This window comes from Prevotella sp. PTAC (genome assembly GCF_013166535.1).
Taxonomy (GTDB): domain Bacteria; phylum Bacteroidota; class Bacteroidia; order Bacteroidales; family Bacteroidaceae; genus Prevotella.
In genome coordinates this window covers 172211-197534 of record NZ_JABKKK010000002.1, presented here as the reverse complement: position 1 = coordinate 197534, position 25324 = coordinate 172211, and the positions used below count along the sequence as shown (strand labels likewise).

The following is a 25324-nucleotide window of genomic DNA, read 5'->3' as shown; positions in this document are numbered from 1 at the left end:
CTTAACTTTGCGGGCGTAATTAGATAATAACATAAACATTTATACAGATGAACACATTCAAGAAATGCCTGCCCGATTTGCTGGCAGTGCTGTTATTCGCGGTCTTGGCGTTCGCCTATTTCTTTCCAGCCGATACCGAAGGCCGCATTCTATACCGTCATGACTCGTCGGCGGGCCGCGGTCTCGGCCAGGAACAGGTTGACTACCGCAAACGCACTGGTGAGATGACCAGATGGACAAACTCTGCTTTTTGCGGGATGCCTACCTACCAGATAGCTCCCTCCTATGATAGCTCTGATGTGATAAAGGCCGCCGAGAAAGCCTATCATCTGTGGTTGCCGGAGAATGTATGGTACGTCTTCGCCTATATGTTGGGCTTCTATATACTGTTGCGCGCTTTCGATTTCAGGCAGTCTCTTGCCGCGCTCGGCTCTATAATATGGGCTTTCAGCAGTTATTTCTTCATCATAATAGCCGCCGGACATATATGGAAGGTGATGGCTTTGGCATATCTTCCGCCGATGATTGCCGGCATAGTGCTGGCTTACAGGGGCAGATACCTGTGGGGATTGCTTGTCACATCGTTGTTCTGTGCCCTTGAGATAAACGCCAACCATGTGCAGATGACGTATTACTATCTGTTTATCATCGTCTTCATGGTTATCGCATACGCCGTCGAGGCTGTACGGAGCAAAGAGTATAAGCACTTTGCCAAAGCCACGGCCGTGTGCGCCATGGGAGCGTTGATAGGTCTGAGTATCAATATTTCTAATCTTTATCACACGTGGGAGTATAGTAAGGAGTCGATGAGAGGCAAGAGCGAGCTGACAAAAGCCGATTCGGCCAACCAGACGGACAGCGGTCTTGAGCGCGACTATATCACCCAGTGGAGCTATGGGGTGGGCGAGACGTGGACACTGCTCGTACCCAACACCAAGGGCGGAGCGTCTGTTCCGATGGCGAGAAACAAGACTGCCATGAAGCATGCTGACCCGAACTACTCATACATCTACCAGCAGATAGGACAGTACTGGGGTGAGCAGCCTGGCACGAGCGGCCCCGTATATGTGGGCGCCTTTGTGCTGATGCTGTTTGTTCTCGGCTTGTTTATCGTGAAAGGGCCGTTGAAGTGGGCGTTGCTTTCCGCCACGGTGCTGTCGGTACTTCTGTCGTGGGGACATAATTTCATGCCGTTTACCGACTTTTTCATAGATTATGTGCCGATGTACTCCAAGTTCCGCACGGTTGCTTCGATACTCGTGATAGCCGAGTTCACCATCCCGCTGCTCGCCATGCTTGCCCTTAAGCGCATTGTCGACGAGCCAGAACTGCTTACCGCGAAAATAAAATACGTGTATTTGAGCTTCGCCCTGACCGGAGGCGTGGCTCTGTTGTTCGCTCTGATGCCGTCGATATTCTTTTCCAACTATGTGTCTTCGTCCGAGTTGAGTGCCTTGAGCCAGTTCCCGCAGGAACAGTTGCAGCCGCTTTTGGCTAATCTCACCGAGATGCGTAAGGCCATGTTCACGGCAGACTGCTGGCGCTCGTTCGCCATAATCGTCGCAGGCACATTGCTGTTACTGCTCTACAAGGCGAAGAGATTGAAGTCGCAGTACATGATAGCCGGCATCGTCGTGTTGTGTCTGGCAGACATGTGGCAGGTGAACAAGCGCTACCTGAACGACGAGATGTTCGTGGAGCGCAGCGTGAGAGAGACTCCGGTGACGGCGAATGCCGCCGTGACACAGGTTATGAATGACAAATCGCTGTATTACAGAGTGCTTAATCTGGCGTCAAACACATTCAACGAAAACGAGACTTCATATCATTTGAAGAGTGTCGGCGGTTATCATCCGGCCAAGTTGCGCCGCTATCAGGAGATGGTGGAGCGTTACATCTCTCCCGAGATGCAGGCTCTCTTCGGGGCGGTGGCCGACGCGCAGGGCGACATGACTAAGGTAGACGGTGACAGTATTTTCCCGGTGCTCAGCATGGTGAATACAAAATATTTCATATTCCCGCTCCAATCGGGACAGGCCGCCCCCCTGTTGAATCCCTATGCGTTCGGCAACGGGTGGTTTGTGGACCGTGTCGAATATGTGGATGATGCCAATCGGGAGATAGCCGCCGTTGGAGATATCGACTTGCGCCGTGTGGCGGTGGCCGACACCAAGTTCAAGGAGGCGATAGGCGAGAGCGTGGCTCAGGACAGCACGGGCACGGTGACCCTCACGTCTTACGATGCCAACAGGCTGACATACGATATATCGTCGTCGCGTGGCGGTGTGGTGGTATTCTCGGATATATACTATCCCGGTTGGACGGCTACGGTCGACGGAGTCGAAGTGCCCGTCGGGCGTGTCAATTACATACTGCGTGCCATCAACGTGAAGCCGGGAGCGCACAAGGTTGAGCTTTCTTTCTTCCCCAAGACGGTAGACACTACCGAGACCATAGCATACGCGGGATATGTATTGCTTGTCATCATAGTGGTTCTGCTGGTGCTCATGGAGTACAGAAAGCGTAGGAAGTGATTCCTTAGGATTGATGAACAATAAAAAATCAGGGTGCCCGACACATCGGGCACCCTGATTTTTTATTGTCTATTTTATGTCATTTATTACAGTCGTGCGTGATGTGATGCCGCACGTATGCCCTGTGTCCGTATGCGGCGATGACGGCGAAGCATATCAACGGCACCGCGAATGACAGGTTGGTTGCCGGCAGTCCGGCTATCGAGATGCCGGAATCTATTATCACGGCTTGCAGCGGGGGAAATACCGAGCCGCCCAGAATGGACATGATGAGGCCCGCTCCGCCGAACTTCACGTTGTCGCCGAGACCCCGCAGCGCTATGCCGTATATAGTGGGGAACATCAGCGACATGCAGGCACTCACGCCGACGAGGCAGTATACGCCGTTGCGGTCGGTGAAAAGTATGGCTCCCAGCACGGAGGCCGCTCCCAGCACGGCCAGTATCGAGAGCAGCCGTCCCGGCTGTATGTATTTCAGAAACCATGTGCATATAAACCTGCTGAGCGTGAACATCACCATCGCCGCAATGTTGTATTTCTGCGACAGGATCTCGGCCGCATGCTCGCTCATGCCCTCTGCCATGAACACCCGCGTGCCGTATTGTATGATGAACGTCCAGCATGTAACCTGCGCTCCAACATAGAAGAACTGCGCTATCACGCCCTCACGGTAGTTCTTGATCTTGGCCAGTTCGCCGAGGGCGGTTTTCAGGCTCTTGTTCGAGCGTTCGTCACCGTTCTTCGGCATATTTGTGAACCTTATCAGCAGCAGCAAAATTATTATGATGGCGCCTATGTATATATAAGGTTGTATCAGAATGTCGAGGTCGTGGTCTTTGACAATGTCAAACTGTGTCTCCGAAAGTCCATGCCGCTCTGTCGAGTCCATCGGACTCATGCGTGCCTGCACGTACTGCATGGCTACGAACATGCCGGCGAGCGCTCCTATCGGGTTGAACGCCTGGGCGAGGTTGAGGCGCTGTGTGGCGGTCTCTTCGCTGCCCATGCAGTAAATATACGGGTTGCAACTGGTTTCGAGAAACGACAGTCCGCACGTCATTATGAAGTAGGCCAGCAGGAACGGGAAGTATACTCCTATGGCCTGTGCCGGCACGAAGAGCAGCGATCCCGCCGCATAGAGCGACAGCCCGATGAGCACTCCGGCCTTGAAAGAGTATCTTTGGATGAACATCGCCGCCGGAAAGGCCATCACGAAATATCCTAAGTAGAACGCCACCTGGACCAGAGCGCCTTCCGTCACGCTCATGCGGAATATCTTGGAGAATGCTTTTACCATGGGTGCCGTGATGTCATTGGCAAATCCCCAGAGGGCGAAGCACGATGTAATCATGACGAACGGGATGATAAGACTGACACCGTCTTTTATCAGTAAATCATTGTTTTTGGGTTTATTCATTTTCAGAGCAACTTTTTAATCGTGGCAAATTTACTAAGAAAATGTCAGAATTCATTACTGTAGATGATGTTTTTTATTTTACCACCGCCGTGACAATGCCTTTTTCAAACACCACGATGGCTCCCGAGGCATATAACCACTGTGTTCGCTGGCTGTTTTGGGTTATCCGTTCGGGCTTGCCCATGGCCAGTATGCACTCATTCTCGTTCATGCCCTTGATAACCTGTTTCTGGATGATGGCCTCCCAGTTGCCCATGGGCACGTCGTTGGCCATGATGCTTTCCACCATTCGCTGTGCGAAAATGTCGCAAAGCGTGGCGAACTCGTCAATGAACTCCTGTTGTCCCGGCTTCTTTTCGAGGTTTATCTTGTCGAAATTCACTGTCGTGAAGCCACCGAGAAAGCCTTTTGGCACACAGCGTATCTTGTCTATCAGGAACGTGAGGGTGCCTTTTTTAACCTGCAACGTGAGGTTAAATGTATAGCTGCGTCGAGCCTCTTCGCCGGCCGAGATCATAGGTCTTGCGTGCAGTTGCATTTTTAACGCGTCGTAAGTCTTGTTCTCGTTTATGTCGCCGGTCTGTTCGAGTGCCCACAGCACTGCGCTGCCGAAGGTCGACTTGTCGTTGTTTCCGCATGCCGCGCTTCCTTGGCATACATACTTTCCGTCTTTTTTCTCGAGTGTGTATTTGGTGTCCGCGTTTGCGGCTACGGGCAGCATTGTTATAAACAATAAAAGTATGGTGTGTATTTTACTCATATCTGATTATTATATCAAGGAAAAAGTCTGCTCCGACTTATCGACAAGCGGGAGCAGACGTGTTTTTAAAAGGAAAAAATTATAATATTGAATTAAATCACGTCAGACCACCGTTGTTGTATCGGAAAGTTGACGCTGTTTATTCTCTTAGAAGTTGAAACCTACTGTAGCGGCGAATGTGTTGAATTTGCCTTTTATGTCGTTGTCATCGTTGTCTATGAGGTTGTTGAAATCGCTGCCATAGCTGACACCGAGATACAGTTTTCTGTATTCGAAGCCTACACCTACCTGCCATCCGAAACTGAAACGCTTAGCCTCAAGTCCGTCGTCTTCATAGTCATCAAACCAGTTAATGCTTTCATCATCCTCGTCATCCCATTTGGTTTCTCCCAATAAGTTTCCTCTGAAATATACGCCGGCGAAAGGTGCTATCTTGAATTCTGTGTTGGGCACTTCATACTTGTAAGTGAGGTTTACCGGAACGCTGAGTGCAAGGAAGTTGTGCTTCAAATCTGCCTCATAGCCGTCGTCTTCTCCGATGGTCTCCGACTTGAAAGCGTATGTAAGTCCCAGTCCGGTCTCGATATAGAGGGGCATCGACGATGATACCGATATACCCTTTGTCCATGCCGCGGAAAATCCGTTCATGGCTCCGTCCATAATTTTTTTGTCTGTGCTCAGCGAGTTGTATGATACGCTCAGTCGGTTGTATCCGTTGCTTTCTTTTTTGTGGGTTACCGTGTTTGACGAGATTAACTGCGCCGATGCGCCCATGCTTACGATTGCGGCAAAAGCCATCATTAAAATCTTTTTCATGTTCTGTTGTTTTTGATATTAATAATTATATGTGTAAATCATTCTGTACATTATTTGTTTCTTGTCTCGTTGCTCACCGATGCTGTTTGGGTAGAGCCGGTCTGATAGCTGCGTATCCTTGCGCCTTCCTGCAAGGGACCTACCCATTTCTCGTCGGTGCTCTTGTCTCCGTAGTTGTGGAAGTCGGTGTATTTTGCCGGATATCCTTTCACGATTATGTCGAGTCCTTTCTGTTTCTTGTTGTTCACCACGTAGAATGTCGCGCCGAGAATGATGTCCGCTCCCGCTATTTGAGCCGCCTTGTACGCGGCGTTGGCCTTGGCGTCTTGCACCAGAGCTATGGAAATGTCGCTGAGGGGTACTCCCGGGTATATGTTGAACGGGCCATATTCCTGGCATTCGGTGTTTATCATTTTCAGTTCGGCTACCATCGGGCGCACAAAAAATTCCGACATAGCCTCTTGCACTCGTGTCTGGGCGTGTTCATAATCGGTCTGCGCCATTGTGTTCAGTGCGTATCCGCACATCATGGCAGCGATAACGAATATTTTTCTCATAGTCATAAGAGTTTTTTGAATTATTAATACATTTTTGATTGGTGTGTGCAAAAGTACGCATTGTTTTGCAAACAAAAATTAAAAACAGTTAACGAAATTTAAATTCAATGTCCGCTGCGTCTAAATCCTATGCCTGTTTTAACCTTATCGGCCGTTTGGCATGCTCTGTTGTTTTTGCTGTGTGGTTGTTTTGCACTACCTTTGCTTTGCTAATTCCATAAAGATTATGAAAAAGTTGCTATCACTTCCGCCCAACCTTGTGGGCAGTTTTCATGACATAACGGGGTTGTCCCGTGATGAGTATTTTTGTACAAATGACCCTGTGGGGCACAAACTCGGCAGTGGCGGAGGCACCACGTGGTTGCTCGAACAGTGTCATGAGGCAGAGAGTGAGGGTCGTGATTTCGCCGGCTGGCTTGCATCCGGGCGCCGCATACTGCTCCATGCCGGAGGCCAGAGCCGCCGGTTGCCGTCTTATGCTCCGTCGGGTAAGATACTTACACCCGTTCCCGTGTTCAGATGGGAGCGCGGACAGCGCCTTGCGCAGACGCTGCTCGACCTGCAACTTCCGCTGTATGAGCGTCTGATGCGCCTCGCGCCCGACAATATCCATACTATGATTGTAAGCGGCGACGTATATATACGCGCTGCCGAGCAACTGCCGCCCGTGCCCGATGCCGACGTGGTGTGCTACGGCCTGTGGCTCGATTCGTCCATCGCCACCGACCACGGAGTGTTCGTCAGCGACCGCAAGTCGCCATCTGTGCTGAAGCGGATGCTCCAAAAACCGGGCATATCCGAACTTAACGACCTTCTGCAAACAAGTTTTTACCTTACCGACATAGGCGTGTGGATGCTCAGCGACCGTGCCGTCAGCCTGCTCATGGAGCGCTCCGGCCGTGGTAAGGATATCACCGAATACGACCTGTATTCCGATTTCGGGCGTGCGCTCGGCACCGATCCGCAAATCGTGGACGACGAGCTGCGCTCGCTGAGCGTGGCCATTCTGCCCCTGCCGGGAGGCGAGTTTTACCACTACGGCACGAGCCGCGAGATGATTTCGTCTACTCTTGCCATACAGAATATAGTCAATGACCAGCGTGAGATAATGCACAACGGCCGCAAACCCCACCCGTCGATATTCATACAGAACTCACGTGTGGACATAAAGATAACGGAAGACAACCGTAACCTGTGGATCGAAAACAGCCATGTGGCTGCCGGATGGACGCTCAGCACGGACAATATCGTCACCGGAGTACCGGTCAACGACTGGCGGATAACTCTCAATCCGGGACAGTGCGTTGACATCGTGCCGGTGGGTGAGAGCGAGTGGGTGGTCCGTCCGTATATGATAGACGACAAGTTTGCCGGCGCCATGCAGCAGGTGCCCATGTTCCCCGTGTTCGACAATGCCGATGACATGGGCCGTGCGCTGCAGGCCATGCTGGGCGGCGAGACCGATACCGACGGTGCCACCCTGCTGAGTGCCGAGCAGATATCCACCGAGGCCAATCTCGTGCGCCTTGTGGAGCAGCGCCGCCGCTTCCGCCGCGACTGTTGGAGCGAGTTGGCCGACAACCACGAGCACAGCGTTTTCTATCAGCTCGACCTCGACGATGCCGCCCGCGACTTTGCCGCCGCCGGCATACCTCTGCCCGCCGAACTGCCCGTCACGCAGCCGTTGATGAAGAGAATAAACGATGCCATGTTCCGCTCGGAGGTCAATCGCCTTGCCGGCCGCGACCATGCGGCCGACGAGAGCCGTGCGTTCGGCCTGCTGCGCGAGGGACTCACCGAGACCGTGCTCGCCCGGAAGCAGAGTCCGCGCATGTCGGTATACAGCGACCAGATAGTGTGGGGGCGCAGCCCCGTGCGCATAGACATTGCCGGTGGATGGACAGACACGCCGCCGTTCTGCCTCACTGAGGGCGGCAACGTGATAAACCTCGCCATCGAACTGAACGGACAGCCGCCCTTGCAGACCTACGTGCGCCCATGCCGTGAGCCCCACATCGTGCTCCGCAGCATCGACCTCGGCGCTGTTGAGGTGATAGACACATACGGGCAACTGGCCGATTTCACCCATGTGGGCAGCCCGTTCTCCATTCCCAAGGCTGCGCTTGTGCTCGCCGGTTTCCAGCCCGGTTACAGCGTCGAGCCATACCCGTCGCTCCGTGCGCAGCTCGAGGATTTCGGTTGCGGAATAGAGCTGACCCTGCTGTCGGCCATTCCCGCCGGCAGCGGGCTCGGCACGAGCAGCATTCTCGCCGCCACGGTGCTCGGAGCGGTGAGCGACTTCTGCTCTCTGGCGTGGGACAAGGCCGAGATTGGCAAGCGGACGCTTGTGCTCGAGCAGTTGCTCACCACCGGCGGCGGCTGGCAAGACCAGTTCGGCGGAGTGCTGCACGGCGTGAAACTGTTGCAGACCGCCCGCGGGTTTGAACAAGACCCGCTTGTGCGCTGGTTGCCTGACGATATATACACGCAGCCCGAATATGCCCGTTGCCACCTATTATATTATACCGGCATCACCCGCACGGCCAAGAACATACTCTCGGAGATAGTGCGGCGCATGTTCCTCAACCGTGGCGACCAGTTGCGGTTGCTGCGCGAGATGAAGGCGCACACCATGGACATGTACGAGGCCATACAGCGGCAAGACTTCCACCGGGCAGGCCTGCTCGTCGGAAAGACGTGGCAACAAAATCAGGCGCTTGACAGTGGCACCAACCCGGCTGCCGTGAGGGCCGTCACCGATCTGGTGGACGACCTATGTCTGGGCTACAAACTGCCCGGAGCCGGCGGCGGAGGCTATCTCTATATGGTGGCCAAAGATCCGGAGGCGGCAGCGCGCATCAAGCAGACGATAAACGAAAACCGAACCAACGCCAACGCACGTTTCGTGGAGATGTCGCTCAGCAGGAAGGGACTGCAGGTGAGCAGGAGCTGAAAGCTCCCTGTCATGCCGGGTATCGGCCTGCATCCGCTTTTCCGGCAGGCATGCGTATACGACTCGGAATAATTATTACAAAAGCCTCCGGAATACTCGATTGTTTTGAAATACACATCCCGAGGCCGGAAATAGCGCCGTATTTTGCTGCTTGGCGCAATTTGCTGTGTGTCAGGGGTATATATGGATAACTCTTCGTCTCGGTTACAAAATCTCCCGTTTTTACGGATCGGATCGGGCTGATTGGTATCCGGTTGTCATGCGTTTAGCGGCCCGTTGCGTTCCAACGGGCCGCTAAACGCATCGCAATATGCCGCTAAATGCGTTCCAACGGGTATCCCGTCGCAGAATAGCGGTGAGAAAAACATATAAAAACTGTCCGGAAACCACTTTCCGTTTTCTATTTCACGATTTTTCAAATGTTAAATTCTTGGTAGTTTTCTTTACATCTTTATACATGGAGAGCGCGTCACACCGGCGGGCGACAACGGAATACATCACCGTAATAAGCATGGATATTCGTCTTTGCCATATCTACGGTGGTCGGTATATGTGTGAAGTACAGCTACTTCGCCGTCCGCCTGGCATATCAGTACCGTTGGTCGGTAAAGCCGGAACTTGACGGTTTTATCGGCAAGAGCAGAATATCTTTCGGTGTTGGTGTAGCGTTCTGATATATCGCATATATAGGATTTGCGTAATAAAAATACTGGGAAAATATCATCCAATGATATTTTTTCAGTATTTTTGCGTCTTGTAACGTAGGGTTACGGTGATTTAAAAGTGAAAGCATGGAATTGATGACGATAGTGGACGTGCCGTCGCCCGGTTTTGCGATAGAGCCGCAGGAGAAGATGCTCTTCGTGGGCTCGTGCTTTGCGGACAATATAGGACGCAGGTTTGAGGAAGAGAAGTTCAGGGCTGTGGTAAATCCTTATGGCGTGATGTATAATCCGGCAAGCATACTGCACACAGTGGAGCGCTGTGACGAAGCGCCGGGAACGGCGTTTATCACTCTGGGCACAAACCACGTGTACCGCCTGAAAGCCACGGGGGAGATAGTGGACAATTGCCGGAAACGGCCGCAGGCTCTTTTCGATGAGCAGGAACTTACGGTGGATGAGTGTGCCGGTTATCTTTCCAGGGCGGTGGATATCCTTGTAGGTAGAAACGCGGGAGTGAAGGTGGTGCTCACTGTCAGCCCTATCAGATATGCCAAATACGGATATCACGGCAGCCGGCTGTCCAAGGCTGTGCTGCTGCTCGCTGCCGAATGTGTGGTGAAGCGTTATGGCAACTGTGTGTATTTCCCGGCGTATGAGATTATGAACGATGAGTTGCGGGATTACCGTTTCCACTCGCCTGATATGTTGCATCCGTCGCCTCAGGCGGTGGAATATATCTGGCAACGGTTGCATGACGTGTATCTGAGTGATGCCGCGCGGCAATTTGTAAAGGACTGGAAGCCAGTCAAGGATGCGCTGGGTCACAAGCCGTTCAACCCCGACTCTGACGAATACCGGGCTTTCATGGATAAAACGATGTTAAAGGTTGCTGAACTGTCAAGAAAATATTCGGGTTTAGAGTTGGATGAGGGTATTGTGGAGATGAAAGGCAGGTTGCGGTGAATTTGGTAGTAAACATTAAACGGAGTGCCGTTACAGTGCGGCGCAATGTTTTTCACATAAAAAAGAGAATGAAATGAAGTATGGCATAGAGCAGATAATAACGCTCATCGGGGCACGGCGCATAGGAAATACCGACACTGATATCAGGTGGATACTCACGGATAGCCGCTCGCTGTGTTTTCCTGAAGAGACTTTGTTTTTCGCGTTGCGCTCCGAACGCAACGACGGTCATAACTATATTGCCGACCTTTATCGCCGCGGGGTGCGTAATTTTGTGGTGAGGCACGTACCGGAGAATGCCGCCGGCGATTATGCCGACGCCAATTTCCTTAAGGTGGTAAGCCCGCTTGCGGCGTTGCAGCGTCTTGCAGAGCGTCACCGTGACGAATTTGACATACCTGTTGTAGGCATTACCGGCTCCAACGGGAAGACGATGGTGAAAGAGTGGCTCAGTCAGTTGCTCTCGCCTCAGATGGTGGTCACACGCTCGCCGAAGTCGTATAACTCGCAGATAGGAGTGCCGTTATCGGTATGGCTGCTGGGTGAGAATACGGAAGTGGGACTGTTTGAGGCCGGAATCAGCGAGCCGGGAGAGATGAACGCCTTGCGCGACATAATACAGCCGACCATCGGGGTAATCACGTCGCTCGGCTCGGCGCATCAGGAGAATTTCCGGTCTATGGACGAGAAGTGCGGCGAGAAGATATCCTTGTTTCACGATGCCAAGGTAGTCATATACGATTCGGATGACGCTGTGGTGAGCCGCAATATCCGTAGGGCTGATTTCAAGGGCGAGCGTATAGGGTGGAGCACGACGGATAGTAACGCGCCGATGTATTTCAAGGATATATCCGTAGAACGGCAGGATGCCGACGGCAGCCAGTCGGTGAGGGTGTGCTATATATATAAAGGTGTGGCCGGCGAGTATCATCTGCCTTTTATTGATGAGGCCTCGGTGAAATGCTCTTTCGCCTGTGCCTGCGCCGCTCTTTATCTTGGAGTGGAGCCGGAGGAGCTCGACAGCAGGATGGGCCGTCTCGAACCGGTGGCCATGCGCCTTGAAGTGAAGGAAGGGAACGGCGGGTGCACGTTGATAAACGACTCTTACAACTCTGATGTGAACTCGCTTGACATTGCTCTTGATTTCATGAACCGCCGTCCGGATCATAACGGACGCAAGCGCACGCTGATACTGAGTGACATTCACCAGAGCGGCGAGCGCCCCGAGGCATTATACAAGGAAGTCTCGGAGCTGGCGGTGAAGCGAGGGGTGCGGAAATTTATCGGTATAGGAAAGGATATAGAGTCGTGTGCGGCATGTATAGGCGTGGCGGAAAAGTATTTCTTTACGGGCACGGCGCAATTTGTAGACAGTGATGTATTCCGATCGTTACATGACGAGGTTATATTGATAAAAGGGTCGAGGATGTTTGGTTTCGACCGCATAACGGAACTGCTCGAGCTGAAAGTTCACGAGACGATACTCGAAGTGAACCTTAACGCGGTGGTGGCAAACCTCAATTTTTACCGTTCGTTCATGCGGCCCGAGACAAAACTGGTGTGCATGGTAAAGGCCGATGCCTACGGCACAGGCTCTGTGGAGGTGGCTAAAACGTTGCAGGACCACCGCGTGGACTATCTTGCGGTGGCCGTGGCCGATGAGGGTGTCACGCTGAGAAAGAACGGGATTACAAGCAATATAATGATAATGAATCCCGAGATGACGGCTTTCAAGACAATGTTTGACTATGACCTTGAGCCGGAGGTGTATAGTTTCAGGCTGATGGACGCTCTCGTTAAGGCCGCCGAGCGTGAGGGGATAACGGGCTATCCGGTACATATAAAGCTCGATACGGGCATGCACCGTCTCGGTTTCGACCCGGAGAAAGACATGGAAGAGGTGATATACAGGCTGAAACGGCAGAACGCGATCATACCGCGCTCGGTGTTCTCACATTTCGTCGGGGCCGACAGCGACGGCTTCGATGAATTTTCCGCAAGGCAGTTCACGCTGTTTACCGAGGCCGCCGGCCGTCTGCAATCGGCGTTCGACCATAAGATTTTGCGGCACATGGACAACTCGGCAGGCATAGAGCACTTCCCCGAAAGACAGCTCGACATGTGCCGTCTCGGCCTGGGACTGTATGGAATAGACAGCCGTGACAACAGAGTGCTCAATACGGTGAGCACTCTTAAAACCACAATCCTGCAACTGAGAAATGTGCCTAAGGAAGAAACGGTGGGTTACAGTCGTAAAGGCATACTCGAACGGGACAGCGTCATAGCGGCGATACCCATCGGATATGCCGACGGACTGAACCGGCGTCTCGGCAACGGGCGGTGCCATTGTCTCGTAAACGGATGCAGGGCACCTTACGTGGGCAATATATGCATGGATGTGGCTATGATAGACGTGACGGGAATAGACTGCAAAGAGGGTGACGCGGTGGAGATTTTCGGCGGTAATCTGCCGGTGACGGTGCTCTCGGACTCTCTCGGTACCATACCGTACGAAGTGCTCACGAGCGTAAGCGGAAGAGTGAAGAAAGTGTATTATCAGGATTGACAAAGCTGTCAAAAGCGTCATGCAGGTGAAATAAATACATGATAAGTTAATAGAATAAGAAAAAATAGTGTATCTTTGCAAGCAGGACTGATTGCACTGAAAACATAACAAAAATATCTCTAATAACAAATGAATTCGATCAAGACTACCAAAATGACCAATTACAGATGGGTCATTTGTGCGATGTTGTTCTTTGCGACAACAGTAAATTACATGGATCGTCAGGTTCTTTCGCTTACATGGAAGGACTTTATCGCTCCCGAGTTTCACTGGACGGATGCCGACTACGGACTCATCACCGGTGCGTTCTCAATTCTTTATGCGGTATTCTGCCTCTTCGCAGGTAAGTTTATCGACTGGATGGGCACAAAGAAAGGTTATCTTTGGGCAATCTTCGTATGGTCGCTCGGCGCTTGTCTGCATGCAGGATGCGGTTGGGTGACAATGCAGGTGGAAGGGCTTGAGTCGGTGGAGGCTCTCAGAGCGGTGGAGGCAGGCTCAGCGACGGCGCTTTCCATCGCTACGCTCAGCGTATATCTGTTCCTCTTCTGCCGCAGCGTGCTTGCTGCCGGTGAGGCAGGAAACTTCCCCGCTGCCATAAAGGTGACGGCAGAGTATTTCCCCAAGAAAGACCGTGCTTTCGCTACGTCAATATTCAATGCGGGCGCTTCGGTGGGTGCCCTGGCAGCTCCGATCACCATTCCCACACTTGCCGAGCATCTCGGTTGGGAGATGGCGTTTATCATTATCGGTGCGCTCGGATTTATCTGGATGGCCGGTTGGGTGTTCCTTTACGACAAACCCAGCAAATCCGCTTATGTGAACGATGCTGAGCTTACATATATCAATCAGGACACAGCGGCAGACGTTGACCCGAAAGACGCTCATGACGAAGGTCCGCAGATACCTTTCGGAAAGTGTTTCACATATCGTCAGACATGGTCTTTCATTGTAGGCAAGTTCATGACAGACGGTGTATGGTGGTTCTTCCTTTTCTGGGCTCCTGCCTATTTCTCGGACCAGTTCGGCTATAAGTCTTCGTCAGGTATGGGCCAGGCGCTTATATTCGTACTTTATGCCATAGTTACAGTGCTTTCGATATTCGGCGGTTACCTGCCCAAGTATTTCGTAGAGAAAAAAGGAATGGGCGCTTATGCCGGCCGTATGCGTGCCATGTTGCTCTTCGCGTTCTTCCCGATACTGGCTCTTTTCGCCCAGCCGTTGGCTGATTGGAGCGGTTCTCCAATCGATCCGGCATGGTGGCCGGCATTGATTATCGGTCTTGCCGGTGCCGGGCATCAGGCATGGTCTGCCAACCTGTTCTCTACTATCGGTGACATGTTCCCCAAGAGCACTATTGCCACAATCACGGGAATTGGCGCCATGGCCGGAGGTATAGGCTCGCTTCTTATTAACTCGGGCTCGGGTATGTTGTTTACATACGCTGAAAATCAAGGTGCGGCATTCTCATTCTTAGGGTTTGAGGGTAAACCTGCGGGATATATGATAATATTCTGTATTTGTGCCGTGGCTTATTTGATTGGCTGGACGATAATGAAGACACTCGTGCCGAAATACAAGCCAATCGTCGTGGAGTAACATCCGAATTAACAGACATATAAAAATGAAGTCGCATCGAAGAGATGCGACTTCATTTTTATATGTCTGTTTTACATAAATCCTTGGTGTCTCAGGGCTTCGGCCAATCCTACCGACATTGCCTCGTTGTCTTTCTTGGTATATCGTATGTCGGTGAATATCTGTGCAAGGGTCTCTTTATTGTTTATCTCGCAGAAGTGCCTGTTTTCTTCCAACGCTTCCTTTGCGGTGTAATACAGGTTGATGTCTTGCGGGGTATAGTCGTTGTAAGTCTCTTGGTGTACGAAAGAATCTGTCGGCAACCGGTCTGTGAGCGGTGGGTTCTCGTCGGGCCAACCGAGGGTAATCGTGGCAACGGGCATTACGAGCCTGGGCAATTTGAGCGTGTCGATAATCATTTGCGGCATATATACCGTCGTTCCGAGGTAGCACAGGCCGAGCCCGGCTTCTTCGGCGAGATTGCAGAATGTCTGTGTATATAGCAAAGCGTCTGTCGCGGCATTTATGAACGAGAGGAAATTATCATATCCAGGTTCCGCTTTGCGGTTGCGGCACCATGTACTTGTTCGGTTATAGTCGGCGCATATAGTAAGTACCACGGGTGCGTTCGTCACCATTGGCTGGTTGAAATGAGCGGGCGCAAGCTGTTTTTTGACTTCCTCCGAGCGCGTCACAACCACACTGTAAAGTTGAAGGTTGCCCATCGTCTGGGTGCGTCCCGCCTCGGTGAGCAATTTGTTTAATAACTCTTCGCTCACTTCCCTGTCGGAATATTTGCGTATACTGCGTCTTGTGTTTATTGTATTCATTCGCATAATTGTTTTGATTATCGTATAGCTTTTATTTAATAGTGCAATTGTTTTTATTTGATATATGACCGGCCTTGTTTAATAGTATTGCCGGATTGGGCCAAATGTATGGCGGCTTGTTTGCCATGCCTTTCATTCATACTGCAAATATACAAATTTTAAAGCAAATCACAGCTAACCGAGTTTCTGTTTTGGTAGGATTGGGGTATTTGGCGTTATGGGAAAATAAATATAAAATCACTTAAACAAACGCCGTTTAAGTGATTTCATGTGCTTGAGGGATTTATGTTTGCCACCCAAACAAACGTGTGTTGATATATTTTATGTATACTATTTCGGGTTGATTGAGAACTTATAGTTCTGCGGCCGATAGTTCGGCGTATGCTTTCTGATAGTCACGTTCCGCTTCAATGGCCCGATCTTTGGAGTCATAATAAAGGCTTATTCCTGTCAGATATTCCTGTATGGATATTTGTCCGGCATCGAGGGCTTTTTTCAATGGTACGCTGTTGTCGGCCGATATTAGTACCGAACGGTATTTGTCGGCGGTGACTTTCAGGCCGGTGGTGCGGTGAAACAATGTTCTCAGATTGCCGTAAAACTGCTGTTTTGCGTCAGCTTCCCTCGCTTCTGCCGCACGGACGGCCGCTTTTGCCTGTTTTACTTTGTTTTTGTTTGCCCATAACGGTATCGAAAAGCCTACGGTAATGCCCTGATGACGCTCTCCTTTCACAAACTCGCCTTGGTATCCTAATGAGAAAGCCGGTAGTCCCATGGCTTTGTTCAAGGCTACTTCCTTTTTGCCGACCTCTATTTGCTGTCTCACATACGCCAGTGCGGGACTTTTCTTTTCGGCTGTCGCATACCATTCGTCGAAATCCTTGGGCATTGCGATTGGTTCGAATTCATTGTCCGACAAGGTGATGCCTTCCCCGCCGTTGAGTCTCGCCAACTGTGTGGCGGTGGCGTCACGCTCTGTTTCGATTCTTGTAAGTTCGGCCTCGGTGGCAGTCAGATTGAGCAAGGCACTGTTGTATTCGATTATGTTCCCGTCTCCGCTGTCGAGCCGTCTCTTTTGCGCTGTCGCCATTTCACGTGCATGTTCTGTTCTTGCGGTAAGTTCTTTGAGCATGGCGTTATAGTAAATGAGGTCTATGCAGCATTGTTTCGCTTCGAGCAGTATGTTCATTCTCTCGGTTTTATATTGCCATTCGGCAAGCAAGTCTTTTTTGTCTGCGACTTTACTCTTTATTCCCGATATTGTTGCGAAGTCGAAGCTCTGTGACACGCTCACGTCCTTTTTTATGCCGACTGTTTTCGGACTGCCCCAAAGGTACCCGAAACCAATCTCAGGGTCTGGTAGCGTCATGTCGGTGCGGTTGCCTGTTTTTTGTGTCTTCATATCCTCAGCGAGAACCTTCAGTGTTGTATTGTTTTGCTCGATGACGTTCAGCACATCGGCTATTTTGTTCTGTGCGTGCAGTGCCGCTGCCGTCATTATGGCCATTATTATTATCGGTAGTCTTTTCATCTCTCTATTGTATTATTGTAATTGGTGTTCGGTTGTTGCCGTTTCTTTTCCGGCCTGTTTCCTGTTGGTTATTATATACATTATCGGAATGATGAAACCGTTGAGCAGTGTGGATGTAAACAGTCCGCCGAGAATGACTTTTGCCATCGGACTTTGTATTTCATTGCCTGGCAGATCGCCGCCAATTACAAGCGGTATTAATGCGAGTGCCGATGTGAGGGCGGTCATTATGATAGGGTTCAGGCGGTCGGCAGAGCCTGTTTTCACACTTTCCGTAAGGCTCATGCCCTCCGAGCGCAAATCGTTGTAGCGTGCAATCAGCAACATCCCGTTTCGTGTCGCTATTCCGAATAGTGATATGAAACCTATGATTGCCGGAATGCTGATTACGCCGTCCGTGATGCTCACGGCCAGTATGCCGCCGATTAGCGACAGAGGCAGGTTTAGAAGTATTACGACCGATTGCCTGACGTTTTTGAACTGGTTGAACAACAGCATGAAAATGATTAGTATCGAGATTACTGATGTGGCCAGAAGTGTGCGTGCCGCTGTCTGTTCGCTCTCGAACTGTCCGCCGTATTCTATGTGGTATCCGTCGGGCAATGTGATATTCTCACCGATTTCCTTTTTTATGTCATTTACCACTCCGATAAGATCACGGCCGGATACGTTTGCCGATATTACAATCTTGCGTGCCACGTTCTCCCGGTTTATCGTGTTAGGCCCCATTGCCGACACCACATCTGCTATGTTGCCGAGCGGTACATTCGTTCCGTTCACGTCCACGATGATGTTCTTTATCCTTTCGGCTGTTGATCTGCTGTCATCGTTTACTTTCAGTACGAGATCTATAGTCCTGTTTCCTTCATATACGGAAGATACCGTTTCGCCGGCGAGCAGTGTGTTGACGACGGATGTAAACTCGGGCATGGTAATACCGTATTTTACCATTATGTCCCGTTTCGGAATTATTTTCAACTGCGGACACTCCACTTGCTGCTCCACGTTGAGGTCTGTTATACCGTCGATATGTTCGATTTTCTCTTTTATCTTGTTGCCTATCGAATACATCTTATTAAGATCCTTGCCGAACAGTTTTACCGCGATGCCGGCCTGAGTGCCGGACAACATGGCGTCAATGCGGTGTGTTATCGGTGCTCCCACTTCGATGTTTACTCCCGGTATGGCTTTTAGTTTGTCGCGGATGTCGTGGAGCACCTCATCCTTCGACCGCTTGTCGAGCACAAACGGGGCTTCTATCTCGGATACATTCGAGCCGAGAGCATGCTCGTCGAGCTCTGCCCGGCCCGTCTTTCTGCCCACGGTCTTGATTTCGGGAACGGTGAGCAGTATTTCTTCCGCTTTTCGTCCGATCCTGTCGGATTCTTCGAGAGAGATGCCAGGCATGGCACTGATGTTTATTGTGAACGAGCCTTCGTTGAACGGCGGTAGGAAACTGCGTCCCAACCCGGCGAAAATCACGAGTGAGGCTATGAGAACCACCGTCGTGCCTACAAGTACTTTCCTGCTGTTTGCAAGTGCCTTGTCGAGCGCTTTTGAGTATATTTCTTTCAGTTTACGCGCCACTATCGGTTCTTTGACGGTCTTTCCGTCTTCTTTTTTGTCACCCAGCAGATAACTGCACATTACCGGAGTAAGGGTGAGCGCCACAAGGGTGGATGCGAACAGAGCCGTGATGAACGCTATTCCGAGCGGTGCGAGCATCCTGCCCTCCATACCGGTGAGAAAAAACAGGGGAACGAAGCTCACGATTATAATCAGTGTTGAGTTGAGAATGGGCATGCGCACCTCTTTCGATGCCTCGAAGATTACGGTCAGTGCAGGCCGTTGTTCTTGTATGGGCAAGTTCCGGTTGTGCCGTAACCGTCTGTAAACATTCTCCACGTCGACTATCGCATCGTCCACGAGTGAGCCTATCGCTATTGCCATTCCGCCGAGACTCATCGTGTTGATGGTTAGTCCGAGCAGGTCCAGGGTGAGTATTGAGACCACGAGAGACAGCGGGATCGTGACGAGCGAGATAACGGTCGTGCGGACGTTCATAAGGAAAACAAACAGTATTATAACCACAAAGAACCCTCCTTCATACAGTGATTTCTTGACGTTGTCTATCGAGTTGTTGATAAACCGTTCCTGTCTGTATATGTCGGTAGACATCTTCACGTCGCCGGGCAGTGTCTGTTGAAGTTCGGCAAGAGCGTTGTCTATTTTCTCCGTAAGGCCGATGGTTCCCGTGTTGGGCTGTTTCGTTACGGTGATCATCACTGCCGGTTTGGTATCGTGTGATGCAGTTCCCATCTTCGGGGTGCTGTTTCCCACTTTTACTTCCGCAATGTTGTCGAGGCGTATGACGCTGCCTGTGCTTGTCCTGACGGCGGCTTTGCCTATTTCCCTCACATCGTCTGTAGATACGATGCCCCTTATTATATACTCGTTGCCGTATTCGTTGACAATTCCACCCGCCGCGTTGCGGTTCATGTCTTGCACGGCCTGGTACACTTCGTCCAGTCCCACTCCGTAGTGGCGCATTTTTTCGGTGCTCAGCAATATTTGATATTCCTTTATCTCACCGCCCAGAACCGTCACCTGTGCCACTCCGCCGGTGGCGAGTATGCGCGGTCTTATGGTTCTGTCGGCTATCGTCCGCAACTCTTGCAGCGATGTGGTGTCGGCCGTCAGGGCCACAAACATAACCTCGCCGAGTATCGATGACTGCGGGCCGAGCGTCGGACTGCTCACGTTTGCCGGCAGTTCCTCTTTCACTGCCGCAATCTTTTCCGACACGATCTGGCGTGCACGGTATATGTCCGTTCCCCAGTCAAACTCAACCCATACGACGGAAAATCCCGTCGTAGACGACGAACGCACCCTGCGCACGTCTGTTGCTCCGTTCACCGCAGTCTCCACAGGAAACGTCACGAGGCGTTCCACCTCTTCGGGCGCCATGCCGTTGGCTTCGGTCATCACGACGACCGTCGGGGCGTTGAGGTCGGGGAAAACATCCACTTCCATGTTCTCGGCGGTATACAGTCCTGTAATCATCAGTATCACGGCAGCTACGATTACGGCCATACGGTTGTTGAGCGATAGTCTTATTATCTTGTTTAACATGTCGTGCTCTTTATTTTGCGATTATCAATGGTTGTGGCTGTGCTGCGGTATTGATGTCGACGAGGCAGCCATTTTCACCTGGTAAGTGCCTGTCGTCACTACTTTGTCGCCCGTTTTCAACCCTTTCGTTATCTCTATGCGCTTTCCGTCGCTCATGCCTGTTGTCACTTCCCGCTTCCTGAATATGTCGTGTCCCGCTTGCAGATATACGTATTTCAGGCCTTGTTCTTCCGTAATGGCCGATAATGGTACGCTGATGATGTTATCCCGTCTGTCTGACAATAAGTATATGTCGGCGTATGAGCCGGCGACGAAACTTCCGATGTTGTCAAACTCGAACGTAACCGGGATAAAGGCACTGTTTGCCGTTGCCGTCCTTCCGTATGATATTAATCGTCCGTTGAGTCTGTCGAGGCTGTATGCGGTATTTTCGTATGCCGGTTTGAAGTTAGCGCTTTTGATGGAGTGCAGGTCTTTGAAGTCTTTTTCCGGTACGTCTGCCCTCAGTGTCAACCGTTTGTTTTGAGACACTACGGCTATGGCCTGTCCCACGTTGACATATTCCCCGTTATTCACGAGCAGGCTTTTGATGTACCCTGTTATCGGTGAAGATACGGATACGCCTTTTGCCGTGACGCTTCCGGCCGTTCCCTGATATGCGGCCCTTGCGGTCTCGTATGCCAGTCTGATTTGTTCAAATTCCTTTTCCGATATTATCTTGTCTGAGACGAGCTTGTCGGCACGTCGCAACTCTTTCTTAGCCGCTTTGTAAGCGGCTTTCGCCTTTACCGCCGGATCACCGTCTTGCAGTGTCTTTGCCGATATGCCGACCACGGTCTCACCGGCTTTTACAGCGCTTCCTTCCGTTGTCGTGGTCTTGGCGAATGTCACTATTCCGCTTGCCGTGGCTGCTATTGTCCGTTCGTCGCCTTGGGCTGCGAGTATCTGTCCTCCGGTCTTTATTACGAACCGGAACTCTGCCGGCTTTACTGTCTCCGTTCTCAGTCCTGCGGCTTCTGCCTGTTCATGTGTGAAAACAATCTCGTCTGCGTGCTTTTCTTTATCATCCACATGTTCCGGCTCTTTGTGGTCATTGTGGTCCGAGTGGCATCCGGCAGCGATTATGCCGGATAAAGCGAAAACAAATAAATATGCTCTATTTCCCATTGTCTTATTATTTAGAATGCAAAAATAAGACAATGGTTTTGCAACCCGGTTGCAAAGTGGATGGTGTGGCGGGTGGGGATGTTTTTTATTCTTTGGAAAGAATATGGAATATAGGGATTGAGGACGCGGATATGCTTTTGTATTCGGAATAAAATGTGAATATGTTTGTTCTGGATTTACAAATGATGCATATTCAAATGTATAGCCGTTGATTTCCGTTTATTCAAAAAGCATGTCCGCGTCCTTGATCCCTGCGTTTCGTGTTATCCTGTTGAAATATTACTCTCCTTTTCCTCCGCTGCTCTTGACGTCGTCGTTGCTTACGGTGCGTTCGGCTTTCTTCACGCTCGCTTTAAGCTCTCCAATCCTGAAATTCAGGCTTATCCCGTAGCGCATCCTTTGCATTCTGTGGGTGCTTTGGCTCATGAAGTTGGCGCTTTGCTCCGACCAGTCTGTCGAGGCATACTTATTGAAGAAGTTGCTTGCGAAGGCCGATATCGTCAGTCGCTTTTTCAAGAACGACTTGTTCACGTTTATGCTGTAATCAAACCACGGGGTGCCCTTTCCTTGGAGCATTATCCACGGTGACTGGTAAAAGCCGTTGACGCTTATCCGCCATTCCTTCGGCAGGCTTTGCTGTATGCCTCCGTTGGCGTTCATGAACCATCCGTGGTTGCGCAGTGTCATGCCGTCTTCGAGGTGTGCGTAGCGTATATATGTGTTGGCATATATACGTGTGGAACTTGTCGCGTTCCAGTTTGCGTACAGGCTGATGTCCAGGCTTTTCGACTTTCCGATGTTCTTGTATGTAGAGTATATCACGTCTTTCCCCGTGGGCTTTTGCAAACCCTTGTCCACGAGTGTCAGGTCGGACACGAGTTCCGATACGCTCTCGATGCTGTTGTTCGTCGTCGAGTAGCCGATGTGTATATTGTAATTGAGCTTTTGGGCGAAGTTGCTGTAACTGATGTTTGCCGAGTGTGTCTTCTCCGATGTCAGTTCGGGGTTTCCCTGGCGTATGTATGTGGGGTCGGTGTCGTCAAAGTAAGGGTTGAGATACCATATTCCGGGTCGGTATATGCGCATGTTGTAGCCCAACCGGAGGTTTGATGTTTCCGTGAGTTTGTATCCGATGCTTGCCGACGGCACTATGTCGTCGAAGTCTTTACTGAAATCCGTGCCCCGCCCAAGCAGGTATTTGACGTCTTGCAGGGTGTGCTCGTATCTCAGTCCGAGCCGTCCCGACCATTTGCCCGCTTTCAGTCCGTAGCCCGTGTAGGCGGCGAGTATGTCGTTGCGGTGCTTGTAGTGCGAGCTGTGGTCCATATCGTCTTCAAACTCTCCGTCGGCCAAATCTTTCTGCCGGCGGTAGTTTTCCGACGTGTTGTTCCTCAGTATGTATTTCACTCCGGCCTCCACTGTGTGCGCCTTGCCTATCGGCGTGGTGTAGTCTGCCTGGAAAGTGTGTTCCGCCGTGTTCTGTTTCCCGTCCGTCTGCTGTTCTTTCAGTTTGTCGACGAAGTCCTGCCATTGCTGGTCGGCGGCTCTCGTGTCGTAGTATTTGGAGTATGAGTCGCTCGTGCTCGGACTGGTGCTCACCCGGTATGACAGTGTCAGCATCCTGTCTTTCACCTTGAACAGCCGTTGGTAGTCTATGCCGCCGTTTATCGAGAAGCGCGAGTTGTTACCGCCGACGGTTGCCTGTCCGTAGTAAAGCTCGGCCCCCGTGCCGGGCATCAGTCCGCGTGATGTGGTAAGGGTGTGCGAGTCGCTGTTGTTTCCCCATAGTCCGAACTCCATTGTAAGTAGCCGCAACGTGTCTATCTCGTAGCTCGCCTCGATGCTTCCCGAGTGCGAATTGCCTTTATATTTGGTCTCGCTTGACGTTGCGAGGTCTGATGAGCTGCCCGTAATCTCGCCTATCGTGGTGCGTCGGGTTTCCGAGTAGTTTTTCGGATTGTCGTGGTGGTTGTAGTTGTAGCGTGCGCTCACGGTCAGTTTTCCGCTTTTCACCGTGCCGAATCCGCCTCCGCCCAGTCCTTGGTTCCGTGCGTCGGCTCTCAGCGTGGCGGTGTATCCTTCGAGCCCGCCGCCCACCGTTACGATGTTCAGTATTCCGCCCACGCCCTCGGCATCGTACTTCGGGCCGGGATTGGTGATTACCTCGATGTGCTTCACCGAGTTCGCCGGCAGACTTTTGAGCACTTCCGTCGGGTTGTCGCTCATCATCTTGTTCGGTTTGCCGTTCACGTAAACCTTGAACGATGATTTTCCGTTCACTTTGATGTTGTCTTCTCCGTCGACGGTCACGAGCGGAACCTTGCGCAGCATTTCGAGAACCGTGTTCGATTTCGAGTCGGGATCGTCTTCCATGTTATATGTGATCTTGTCGATGTCGGCCTTTACAAGCGGTTTCTGCGATTTTATCACCACTTGTTGCAGTTCGTTGCCTGCGTCGCTTGTGAGCAGCGTTCCGAGGTCTATGATTTTATCTGCCGGTTTCACGGTGAAGTCTTTTACCACCGGCTTGCGGCCCACCGAACTGATGGTTATCGTCATTTCGCCCGTGCCGGATGTTTTCAGGATGAATTTTCCCGTCTTGTCCGTCACGCCCATTTTCAGCGGTTTGCTGTCATTGCCTTTCTTCGTGATTTTGATTGTGGCATAAGGTTCGCCTTCTGAGGTAAGCGAGTCTTTCAGCGTACCTCTTACCTCAACTGTCTTTCCTGCTTGTGCCATGGCGCAGATGCTTGTCAACAGCATCGCCATAGCCATGAGCATGATTTTTCCTTTTGTTCTCATTATTGTCTTTTTTGATGTTCTGTCCGTTTTCTAAGGGTTTACATATTGTCACGTTTTTGCGTACGGCGACTTTCATTGTGCAGATTTTTATCGCTTTCTTCGTGCAAAGATAAACAATTATGGGTAAATGAAATTACCCCCCCCGATTTTAAAACACGTTAACTTTATTTTACGTTATTAAAATATTCGTTGTGTTATCAGCGCATGTCGTGTCTTTCCGATGCCCTGCGTACATGGATTTGCCTCATTAGACCGACGTATATGGCGCATTTGAATGATAGACGTTGTGATATGGTTTTCGGATGCAAAAAGAGTTAAAAATTAACGTTTTTTTAGTACGATGGGTAGCCAATTGTTTTTTGGATATTGTGAAAACGAACATAAATGTCTGCTATCAGTTTTAAAGCTCGGAACGGGTTTCGATACGGGACAACCCTGTTTGGGCGTATTTCTCATTTGTGCGTTTATTGAAATGAAATATCCGTCCGGATGGTGTTACAAAGCACCTTTGCGATCGGATAACACGTAGGCTGTGGCGTTTTCTCTTTTGTATGATGCAATATGTATTTTGGCTGCTTGGCCACAAATGGTGGGCTGTTCTGTAATCAGAAACAAATACAGGATATGGGAAGTGGTGAAAAGCGTGTGCGGTTACTCCGGATTTCCGAATCTGAAGTAGTAAATATTTACAGTCAGTGGTATCGTATTGTATAGTAAAGTGACAAAAAAGAGTGTGTCTTCTATGTCATTTCCGGACGAAAAAAAACGTTTGGGAGCATGAAAATATGCCAGTCGAAATCAGTTGGTAATCCTTTTTTGAGGCAATAAGTATCCCGTTGGTTCGAATTTTATGGCTTTTTGCGTTGCATTTGGATACCCGTTGGAGTGCAACGGGACGCTCGTTGCACTCCAACGGGATACTAAATGCGTTGCAACGGGTATCCAAATGCAGGACAATATGAAGAAAACCAGATATTTACCGTTTTTCCGCTTTTTCGTGCCGGAGCCTTTACAAAGCCGTAAAAGTTGAAAAAACTGATATGAATGTAAAAA

General features: G+C 50.8%; 15 protein-coding genes. 6 read left to right on the top strand and 9 right to left on the bottom strand.

The annotated features are described in order from the left end of the window. Positions 1-47: 47 nt before the first annotated feature. Positions 48-2534 (top strand): YfhO family protein, encoded by a 2487-nt coding sequence (locus tag HPS53_RS02500; protein ID WP_172204132.1) that lies wholly within the window; start codon positions 48-50, stop codon positions 2532-2534. 79 nt (positions 2535-2613) lie between these two features. Here the strand turns inward: HPS53_RS02500 and fucP are convergent, their stop codons facing one another. The 4 genes from fucP to HPS53_RS02480 all read right to left on the bottom strand — a co-directional run bounded on the left by fucP (position 2614) and on the right by HPS53_RS02480 (position 6084). Next, a complete protein-coding gene (gene fucP, locus HPS53_RS02495) occupies positions 2614-3951 on the bottom strand; it encodes an L-fucose:H+ symporter permease (RefSeq protein WP_172204130.1) in 1338 nt (445 codons plus the stop codon). Positions 3952-4024: 73 nt separating this feature from the next. Then, positions 4025-4711 carry a hypothetical protein gene (locus tag HPS53_RS02490; protein ID WP_104370243.1) on the bottom strand — a complete coding sequence of 229 codons (687 nt, stop codon included), beginning with the start codon at positions 4709-4711 and terminating at the stop codon, positions 4025-4027. 147 nt (positions 4712-4858) lie between these two features. Next, on the bottom strand, positions 4859-5527 hold the full coding sequence (locus HPS53_RS02485) for an outer membrane beta-barrel protein (protein ID WP_172204128.1): 669 nt from the start codon (positions 5525-5527) through the stop codon (positions 4859-4861). Between the two features lie 50 nt (positions 5528-5577). Then, positions 5578-6084, bottom strand: a complete 507-nt coding sequence (locus tag HPS53_RS02480) for a hypothetical protein (protein ID WP_104370241.1) — start codon at positions 6082-6084, stop codon at positions 5578-5580. Positions 6085-6310: 226 nt separating this feature from the next. Between HPS53_RS02480 and HPS53_RS02475 the strand changes: the two genes are divergently transcribed. From HPS53_RS02475 to HPS53_RS02460, 5 genes are all read left to right on the top strand, one after another. After that, positions 6311-9037, top strand: coding sequence for a bifunctional fucokinase/fucose-1-phosphate guanylyltransferase (locus tag HPS53_RS02475; RefSeq protein WP_104370240.1), 2727 nt, complete (start codon positions 6311-6313; stop codon positions 9035-9037). 539 nt (positions 9038-9576) lie between these two features. Then, positions 9577-9711, top strand: coding sequence for a hypothetical protein (locus tag HPS53_RS12685; RefSeq protein WP_256372905.1), 135 nt, complete (start codon positions 9577-9579; stop codon positions 9709-9711). Between the two features lie 117 nt (positions 9712-9828). Then, on the top strand, positions 9829-10665 hold the full coding sequence (locus HPS53_RS02470; protein ID WP_172204127.1) for a GSCFA domain-containing protein: 837 nt from the start codon (positions 9829-9831) through the stop codon (positions 10663-10665). 73 nt (positions 10666-10738) lie between these two features. Next, a complete protein-coding gene (locus HPS53_RS02465; protein WP_172204126.1) occupies positions 10739-13231 on the top strand; it encodes a bifunctional UDP-N-acetylmuramoyl-tripeptide:D-alanyl-D-alanine ligase/alanine racemase in 2493 nt (830 codons plus the stop codon). Between the two features lie 129 nt (positions 13232-13360). After that, positions 13361-14830: an MFS transporter gene (locus tag HPS53_RS02460; RefSeq protein WP_104370237.1), complete on the top strand. Its 1470-nt coding sequence runs from the start codon at positions 13361-13363 to the stop codon at positions 14828-14830. A 71-nt stretch (positions 14831-14901) separates the two neighbouring features. On the opposite strand, the gene HPS53_RS02455 is transcribed toward HPS53_RS02460, so the two are convergent. The 5 genes from HPS53_RS02455 to HPS53_RS02435 all read right to left on the bottom strand — a co-directional run bounded on the left by HPS53_RS02455 (position 14902) and on the right by HPS53_RS02435 (position 24271). Continuing rightward, the gene (locus tag HPS53_RS02455) at positions 14902-15639 is read right to left on the bottom strand and encodes a nitroreductase family protein (RefSeq protein WP_172204125.1); all 738 of its coding nucleotides are present in this window, start codon (positions 15637-15639) and stop codon (positions 14902-14904) included. A gap of 352 nt (positions 15640-15991) precedes the next feature. Beyond that, the gene (locus HPS53_RS02450) at positions 15992-17170 is read right to left on the bottom strand and encodes a TolC family protein (RefSeq protein WP_172204124.1); all 1179 of its coding nucleotides are present in this window, start codon (positions 17168-17170) and stop codon (positions 15992-15994) included. A gap of 12 nt (positions 17171-17182) precedes the next feature. After that, complete coding sequence (locus HPS53_RS02445) at positions 17183-20302, bottom strand: efflux RND transporter permease subunit (RefSeq protein WP_172204123.1); 3120 nt, start codon at positions 20300-20302, stop codon at positions 17183-17185. Positions 20303-20326: 24 nt separating this feature from the next. After that, a complete protein-coding gene (locus HPS53_RS02440) occupies positions 20327-21469 on the bottom strand; it encodes an efflux RND transporter periplasmic adaptor subunit (RefSeq protein ID WP_172204122.1) in 1143 nt (380 codons plus the stop codon). A gap of 279 nt (positions 21470-21748) precedes the next feature. Continuing rightward, positions 21749-24271 carry a TonB-dependent receptor domain-containing protein gene (locus HPS53_RS02435; protein ID WP_172204121.1) on the bottom strand — a complete coding sequence of 841 codons (2523 nt, stop codon included), beginning with the start codon at positions 24269-24271 and terminating at the stop codon, positions 21749-21751. Between the last annotated feature and the right edge of the window lie 1053 nt (positions 24272-25324).